Annotated in this window: 4 protein-coding genes and 1 pseudogene; 3 read left to right on the top strand and 2 right to left on the bottom strand. The window is 67.7% G+C overall.

Annotated features, from left to right (window positions below; all coding sequences use genetic code 11):
* Window positions 1–122: pseudogene (locus tag V6M46_RS05920) on the bottom strand (bifunctional methylenetetrahydrofolate dehydrogenase/methenyltetrahydrofolate cyclohydrolase); the annotation flags it as partial.
* Between the two features lie 104 nt (window positions 123–226).
* Between V6M46_RS05920 and V6M46_RS05915 the strand changes: the two are divergent.
* From V6M46_RS05915 to V6M46_RS05905, 3 genes are all read left to right on the top strand, one after another.
* On the top strand, window positions 227–1171 hold the full coding sequence (locus V6M46_RS05915; RefSeq protein ID WP_332662853.1) for a LysR family transcriptional regulator: 945 nt from the start codon (window positions 227–229) through the stop codon (window positions 1169–1171).
* Between the two features lie 82 nt (window positions 1172–1253).
* Window positions 1254–2519 (top strand): aromatic ring-hydroxylating oxygenase subunit alpha, encoded by a 1266-nt coding sequence (locus V6M46_RS05910; RefSeq protein ID WP_332662852.1) that lies wholly within the window; start codon window positions 1254–1256, stop codon window positions 2517–2519.
* Complete coding sequence (locus V6M46_RS05905) at window positions 2516–3610, top strand: hybrid-cluster NAD(P)-dependent oxidoreductase (protein ID WP_332662851.1); 1095 nt, start codon at window positions 2516–2518, stop codon at window positions 3608–3610. Before V6M46_RS05910 ends, V6M46_RS05905 begins: the two co-directional genes overlap by 4 nt.
* Window positions 3611–3643: 33 nt before the next feature.
* Here the strand turns inward: V6M46_RS05905 and V6M46_RS05900 are convergent.
* Window positions 3644–4213: L-serine ammonia-lyase (locus tag V6M46_RS05900; RefSeq protein ID WP_332662850.1), on the bottom strand; the 570-nt coding region annotated here is incomplete at its 5' end.

Raw genomic sequence — 4213 nt, 5'->3', positions numbered from 1 at the left:
CCCACCAGAATCGTGCCCAACCCCGCAGACACACCCCGCTCACGCAACGCATCCACACGCCCACGAAGCTCACCCTTGATCGCGGCCGCAACCGCCTTGCCATCGAGAATCTGCGCAGTCACGTGACCGAGTCCCATCTGATCTGGTTCTGATTCCTCGCATCCTAGATTTGCCGACCCTGCGTGAACAGCGCACGAATCCACACGAAATCATGCAAAACTGCTGCATGATCGATCACCGGCTCCACGTGCTTCGCCTGCTCGCCCACCACGGCACGGTGACCGCGACCGCCGAAGCGCTGCACTACACACCGTCTGCCGTGTCGGCCCAGCTGCGTTCCCTGTCGGAGCAGCTCGGTGTGACCCTGCTGGTCCCCAAGGGCCGGGGGGTGAAGCTCACGCCGGCCGGGCGCCTCCTGCTGTCCCGCGCCGACGACCTGTACGAGCGTTGGGAGCAGATCCGGGCCGAGCTGGCCACCAGCGCCGACGAGACCATGGTCGAGCTCCGCATGTGCGGCTTCTCCACCGCCGCTGCGGCGTTGCTCCCCCCGGTCGCTGCGCGCCTGCTGCGGACCTACCCGAACCTTGACGTCCGCATCATCGAGGCCGGGCCCGCGGAGTGCTTCGACCTGTTGCTCGCCGGAGAAGCAGACGTCGCGGTGGTGGCCGTCACGCAGGAGATCCCCGCGGCCGCCGATCCCCGCTTCTACCAGCAGCCACTCCTGAACGACCCACTCGATCTGCTGCTCTCGGCCAATCACCGCCTCGCGACCTATGAGTCAGCCTCCTTCCACGAGGTGGCCACCGAACGCTGGATCGTCGACCGCGTCGGTCGTCCGTACCACCAGCTCTTCATGACCGCCTGCGCGACGGCCGGCTTCGTTCCGACGATCGCGCACGAGGTGGTCGAGTGGGAGACGGCCGCCGCGCTCGTCGGCGCCGAGCTCGGCGTCGCGTTGATCCCGCGGTTGGCACGGATACCCGCCGGCTATCCCGTCGTCCGCGTCCCGCTGCATGGCGATCCCAGGCCCACGAGGCACATCATCACCGGTATCCGCCGCGGCAGTCGCGGTCTCCCCGTCGTCTCCGAGGCGATCAGGGCGCTCGGCGACGTCGGCCCGGCCGCGCTCGCTGCCGTCCAGCTGCCTGCGGACGAGGGGGGTCGCCGCTGAGCGGTCCGTGCACCAAATCTGCATGTTGCCATACAAATCCGTGCGCTATTCATGAAGAGTCACGGAATCTAGGATTCCGTCCATGGACGCTCGCACCCTGGATCCCCCGCACCAGCTCGACATCGCCGCGCTGGCGGAACGACGAGAGCCGGGGCTGAGCCTGGAGGCACCGTTCTACACGAGCGACGAGATCTACGAAGCAGACATCGCGGGGATCTTCTCGAAGCACTGGATCTTCGTGGCCTCCGAAGGCGAGATCCCCGACGCGGGCGACTACGTCACGATCAACCTCGGTACGTACTCGGTCATCGTCGTCCGCGATGACGACGAAGAGGTCCGGGCCCTGCACAACGTCTGCCGGCACCGCGGCGCCCGCATCCTCACGGACGCCCAGGGTTCGGTCGGAAACCTGGTGTGCGGCTACCACCACTGGGCGTACGCCACGGACGGTCGGCTCCGTCACGCACCCACGCACGGCAAGGACTTCGACATGACGTGCTTCGGCCTCAAGCATGTCGCAGTGCAGGTGGTCAGCGGCCTGATCTTCATCTGCCTGGCCGACGAGCCACCTGAGGACCTCGCCCGGGTCGCTGACATCGTCAGTCCGTACATCGCGCCCCACGAGCTGGGCAAGACCAAGGTCGCGGCCCAGGTCGACCTGGTCGAGGAGGGCAACTGGAAGCTGGTGATGGAGAACAACCGCGAGTGCTACCACTGCGACGGACATCCGGAGCTGGCGTGCTCCCTCTTCCCCACCTTCGGCTACGGCTCCTCGGACATCCCGCCGCATCTCCAGCCGGCCCACGATCGCTATCTCCTCGCCCAGACCGAGCTCGAGGCCAGGTGCGACGAGCTCGGCCTGCCCTACGTCGCGGTCGAGGACCTCACGTCGCGCGACTCCGGCTTCCGCATCCAGCGCGAGGCACTTGACGGTGCCGGGGAGTCCTTCAGCGAGACCGGCGAATCCGTCTCGAACGTGCTGCTCGGCGATTTCGAGCACCGGCGGCTCGGGCGGCTGTCGTTGCACCTGCAGCCCAATGCCTGGTTCCACTTCCTCAGCGACCACGCCGTGACGTTCGCGGTCCTCCCGTTGAGCTCGGGCAGGACGCTGGTACGCACGACGTGGCTCGTGCACGAGGACGCCGAGGAAGGCGTCGACTACGACCCCGAGGCGCTCACGAAGGTCTGGCGAGAGACGAATGCGCAGGATGCCGCGTTCGTGGCCCGCGCACAGCTCGGTGCGACCAGTCCCGCGTACGAGCCCGGCCCGTACATGCCCAGCGAGTATCAGGTCGAGGCGTTCTGCACCTGGTACATCGCCCGGATGCAGGAGCACCTCTCGTCATGACGGTCCTGACCCAGGCATTCAGCGCGATGCTCACCCAGGACCGCCGACCGCCGCGCGTGTGGGACGACAACGCGGAGCAGCTGCTGGTGTGCCGCGGGATCGTTCCGGTGACGGAGGAGATCAGCACGTTCGTCTTCGAGGCGCTGGAGCCCCGGTTCTTCCGCCACCTGCCGGGTCAGTACCTCACGCTGACGGTCGACATCGACGGGCAGCTCGTCAGCCGGTGCTACACGATCTCCTCGCCGGCGACGCGCCCGTACGCGTTGAGCATCAGCGTCAAGCGTGAGCCCGGCGGCCTGGTGTCGAACTGGCTGCACGACCACCTGAGGGTGGGAGACCGGGTTCGCGCCACCGGTCCGCTCGGATCGTTCACGTTCGCCGAACACCCCGCGGCCAAGTACCTGTTCCTCTCGGCCGGGGTGGGGATCACGCCCTCCATGTCGATGATCCGCACGCTGCACGACCTGGCCGAGCCGTCAGACGTCGTGCTGGTTCACAGCGTCCGGAGCCCCGAGCACATCGTGTTCCGGTCCGAGCTCAACCACCTGGCCGCCTCGGACCCCAATCTCCGGGTGGCCATCACCTGCGAGGACGCGGGCGACGACAGCTGGGACGGACGGCGCGGACGACTGACGTCGGACCTGCTCGCCGAGATCGCCCCGGACCTGCATGAGCGTGAGATCTTCCTGTGCGGCCCGGCTGCCTACATGGCCGCGGCTCAGGAGCTGCTCACCGCCGCGGGAGTTGACGCCGCCCGGATCCACATCGAGTCCTTCGTGTTCGACGTCGTGGAAGCGCCCTCAGAGGATGCAGCCGGCGCCGACGCCGCCGCATTCAGCGTCCAGTTCACGCGGAGCAACCAGACGGTCCAGTGCGCCTCCGACGGCACGGTGCTCCAGGCGGCCATCGCCGCCGGGATCCGGGTCCCGTCCTCGTGCGGCGGAGGCATGTGCGGCACGTGCAAGACCACCCTCGTCAGAGGGTCGGTGGACATGAAGCACGACGGAGGCATCAGGCCGAAGGAGATAGCACAGGGCAAGATCCTGCTGTGCTGCTCCAAGCCGCTGGAGGACCTGATCGTCGAGGCGTAGCGCCAGCTGGGCCGCTCGGGCGTCACCGGCGTATCAGCACTCGACCACGTTGACGGCGAGCCCGCCGCGGGACGTCTCCTTGTACTTGTCCTTCATGTCGGCGCCGGTCTCGCGCATCGTCTTGATCGCCTTGTCGAGCGACACCTTGTGGCTGCCGTCTCCGTGGAGGGCCAGCCGTGCGGCGTTGATCGCCTTGACGCTCGCGATGGCGTTGCGCTCGATGCACGGGATCTGCACGAGTCCCCCGACGGGGTCGCACGTCAGTCCGAGGTTGTGCTCGATGCCCACCTCTGCCGCGTTCTCGACCTGCGTGGGTGTGCCTCCCAGCACTTCGCACAGCCCTGCTGCGGCCATCGAGCACGCCGATCCCACTTCGCCCTGGCAGCCGACCTCGGCACCGGAGATCGAGGCATTGATCTTGAACAGGATGCCGACCGCGGCGGCCGCCAGCATGAACCGCACGACCCCGTCGTCGTCCGCATCGGGTACGAACTTGGCGTAGTAGTGGAGCACGGCCGGCACGATCCCGGCTGCGCCGTTGGTGGGCGCCGTGACGATCCGGCCGCCGGCGGCGTTCTCCTCGTTGACCGCGAGCGCGAACAG

The sequence above is a fragment of the Aeromicrobium sp. genome, from assembly GCF_036676885.1.
Lineage (GTDB): Bacteria > Actinomycetota > Actinomycetes > Propionibacteriales > Nocardioidaceae > Aeromicrobium.
This window is presented reverse-complemented; position numbering and strand designations above follow the sequence as displayed.

Excerpts from the sequence above, each read along its gene's own strand:
- V6M46_RS05910 (WP_332662852.1), top strand. The coding sequence starts at position 1,254 with ATGGACGCTCGCACCCTGGATCCCCCGCACCAGCTCGACATCGCCGCG.
- V6M46_RS05915 (WP_332662853.1), top strand. The coding sequence starts at position 227 with ATGATCGATCACCGGCTCCACGTGCTTCGCCTGCTCGCCCACCACGGC.
- V6M46_RS05905 (WP_332662851.1), top strand. The coding sequence starts at position 2,516 with ATGACGGTCCTGACCCAGGCATTCAGCGCGATGCTCACCCAGGACCGC.